This window comes from Bacillus sanguinis (assembly GCF_018332475.1).
GTDB lineage: Bacteria > Bacillota > Bacilli > Bacillales > Bacillaceae_G > Bacillus_A > Bacillus_A sanguinis.
The window spans coordinates 1-1849 of the sequence record NZ_BOQB01000466.1; the positions used below are offsets into that span (position 1 = coordinate 1).

Genomic DNA, 1849 nt, shown 5'->3' on the forward strand with positions numbered 1-1849 from the left:
CCTTGTACTAACACTTTACGATTCATTCCTAAAATACTTCCGACTACTAAACAAGAAATATATAAATATAAAAAGTTCGATTTTTTCATTAACATAGTCGCAGCTTCCATTGAAGCTGGATTCATCCAGTTAAAAAATACAAGTAATGATGGAATAAATAACGAAAGTATTGCTGGACCACCGATATTTTTTAAAATTGGAATTCTCATCCCAATGTCACCTAAGAAAATACCCATGATCATAATAACCGCAAATCCACCAATCATATCTGCTGGTAATTTATTATATACAGATGCCCCATAAATAATAGCAGCCAATACTACATATAACGGTAAAGGTATAACACCGATTTTTACATTCATAATTTTAGAAGCGAAAGATTCTCTTTGTACTTCATTTCCTTCAGAAAATGATACCGCTTCCACATTCTTTTGAATTCCCATATGGCACCCCCTTGTTTTCTTAATAACAATATTAAAACGCTTTCAATAGTAAAAATAGTTTTTGTAAGTTTTGTAATTGATTTTGTAACTAAAAAAAGTATAAGCGACTTATAATAAGTCGCTTATACGTAAAACTCTATTTTCTTTTGATCAACACATCTTAGTTTACTTACAGGTCTCCCCACATGTTGGTACATCATTTCGTTTTCTAACACTCCAATGTCAGTTAAAAACATTACATATTTCCGAATAGAAACTCTTGAAATCCCAACTAATTGTGACATTTCATCTGTTGTAAACGCTCGTCCATTCAGCGACTCGATCTTCTGCCAAATTAATTGCAACGTTTGCTTCGTTAATCCTTTCGGAAGCTCTTTAGTGACAGTAGGCTCTCTTTTTTCTTTTTGCAAAATTAACGAATCTAATTCCGATTGACTAATTTTTTGTTGTTCTTTCATGAAGGTAAGCTTTTCTCGATATATAGTTAACGCCTTTTTAAATCGTTCAAATGTAAATGGTTTAATTAAATAATCTACTACGCCATATTGTAATGCTTTTTTAATACTCCCCATATCATGTACAGCTGAAATCATCATAATATCGATTTCTTTTTCTTGGTTCCGAATATACATTAAAAGCTCAAATCCAGTCTCTTCAGGCATAAAAATATCAAGTAATACTAAATCTACTCGTAATCCCTCTAATACTTCTATCGCCGATTTTACCGAATTAACTGCTTGAACAAGTTCAAACCCTCCTACTTGCTCTAAATAATGCGTATTTAACATTGCTACCATCGGGTCATCTTCTACAATTAAAACTTTAATCATATTTGCCTCTCATCCCTACCTTTAGGTATTTCAATTGTTATCGTTGTTCCCTTTCCTACTAATGAATGCACATAAATTTCCCCATTTATTCGCTGGATACTTTCTTTTACAAGATACAAACCATAACCACGGTTATCTCCCTTTGTGGAATAACCTTTCGTAAATAATGCCCCTATTTCTTCTTCTGGTATACCTTTCCCCGTATCTTGTACTGTAATGATTAATGTATCCCCATATTGTATCTCAAGTTCAACTTGCTTCTTTTCACAATTCGTCACTGTCTCTAATGCATTATCAATTAAATTTCCGACAATCGTAATTAGTTCATGAATAATACTTTCATCATCTATTTCCGGCATGTAAGAATCTTCACTTATGATTAATTTTATATTTTTTTCTCTAGCATAGCTAAGTTTCCCAAGTAAAAAACCAGCAAATACTGGACTTTTTATTCTCTCCATAACCCCACCAATTTCATATTGATGCTCTGATACCATACCGCTTATATACTTCTGTAATTCTTCATACTGCTTCATGTGTGTAAGACCTAATACGACATGCATTTTATTCATAAAT

General features: G+C 32.4%; 3 protein-coding genes. All 3 read right to left on the reverse strand.

Translation table 11 applies throughout. From position 1 onward, the window contains the following. A partial coding sequence (locus KI369_RS27725) for a 2-hydroxycarboxylate transporter family protein (RefSeq protein ID WP_212958841.1) occupies positions 1-443 on the reverse strand: 443 nt, incomplete at its 3' end. A 122-nt stretch (positions 444-565) separates the two neighbouring features. Beyond that, a complete protein-coding gene (locus KI369_RS27730) occupies positions 566-1273 on the reverse strand; it encodes a response regulator (protein ID WP_212958843.1) in 708 nt (235 codons plus the stop codon). Continuing rightward, positions 1270-1849 (reverse strand): ATP-binding protein (locus KI369_RS27735; protein WP_212958845.1); only part of this gene is annotated, 580 nt, incomplete at its 5' end. The genes KI369_RS27735 and KI369_RS27730, both read right to left, overlap by 4 nt.

Excerpts from the sequence above, each read along its gene's own strand:
- KI369_RS27730 (WP_212958843.1), bottom strand. The coding sequence starts at position 1,273 with ATGATTAAAGTTTTAATTGTAGAAGATGACCCGATGGTAGCAATGTTA.